General features: G+C 32.1%; 2 protein-coding genes. One reads left to right on the top strand and one right to left on the bottom strand.

Annotated features, from left to right (window positions below; all coding sequences use genetic code 11):
• Positions 1-189 precede the first annotated feature (189 nt).
• Complete coding sequence (locus E5983_RS09180; RefSeq protein ID WP_160333503.1) at positions 190-696, top strand: hypothetical protein; 507 nt, start codon at positions 190-192, stop codon at positions 694-696.
• Between the two features lie 258 nt (positions 697-954).
• Here E5983_RS09180 and E5983_RS09175 read toward each other — a convergent pair.
• A partial coding sequence (locus E5983_RS09175; RefSeq protein ID WP_202056349.1) for a transposase occupies positions 955-1,095 on the bottom strand: 141 nt, incomplete at its 5' end.

Below are 1,095 nucleotides of genomic sequence, written 5' to 3'. Positions count from 1 at the left end.
TGAATGATTAGCTAGAAATGTGGTTAAATCTGTGATAAACTGGGTCATGGGAATAAATCTTTCTAGTAGTATTTTTTTGTCTAACTCTACTATAACAGGATTTATTCTTTTTTTGCGTTTACACAAGATATTGTACACTCTCAAATGGAATCCACCTAAAAATACATCTAGAAAAAAAGGACGAAAAAAATGAGAAAAATTTTTATAACTCTAACTACCTTTTTTACACTATCTCTACTACTCAAAATAGGATTAGAAATCCGTCACAATTTAATTTATTATTCCGTTTATTATGCCCAAAATGTACATCACAATAGCAATACAGATCCTGTCATGGCCACGCTTATTGACAATCTATCTGATATTCCTAAACCTGAAAATAATCAGATAGGTTATGATTTTGATGGAATAAATATTATATACATGAAAACTGAAAATACTCGTTTAGCAGGATTAGAAGCTTGGTATGATTTATATCATGATAACCATACATATTATTTTAATTCTAAAGCTGAGTTAGTTGAATATTCCAGAGTAACAGACAATACTTCTTATAATATAAAAGATAAGCGAAAAGAAGCTCGAAAACTTATATATAGTATAATCCAACCCATTATCGATATTCAACCAAAACCACCAAAATCTGCCAACTTCCAATGGCTATTTAACATAACTTATGGTCGTAGATTCCAATAGTATCCTCAGAAATCAAAAAATTAGAGAATGTGAAAAGAGCATTCTCTAGTTTTTTCTATTTCTTATCTTTTGGCCCCCTTCCCAACTTGAAGCGATAAATTCTGACCTTGATTCACTCCATGCCTCAGTTGAATGAGCATATGTTGGAAAGGCAACAGTTACTTAGACAAATTTATAAATTTTTTGAGGCTGGGACAAAAGTCTCATAAAGCCTAAAAAGGAGAGATTCATCTACTGAAATGAGTCTCTCCTTTTCTTTTAGAATCTCCTCTTCCTATATTTGAGGAGATTATTGGCCATGAGAACCAATCCCATGTCAATTTTTACTTGTCGTTTTCCTCGTAGGTTACAACGTTTGTAACCTAAACAAGCCTTTACCTGTCCAAAGACAGGTTCCAC

It is taken from the genome of Streptococcus danieliae, assembly GCF_009767945.1.
Classification (GTDB): Bacteria; Bacillota; Bacilli; order Lactobacillales; family Streptococcaceae; genus Streptococcus; species Streptococcus danieliae.
Note: the sequence above shows the minus strand (reverse complement) of the source record. Positions and strands in the feature narration are given on the sequence as shown.

Bases quoted from the DNA above. Each gene is read 5' to 3' on its own strand.
- E5983_RS09180 (WP_160333503.1), top strand. From the start codon at position 190: ATGAGAAAAATTTTTATAACTCTAACTACCTTTTTTACACTATCTCTA.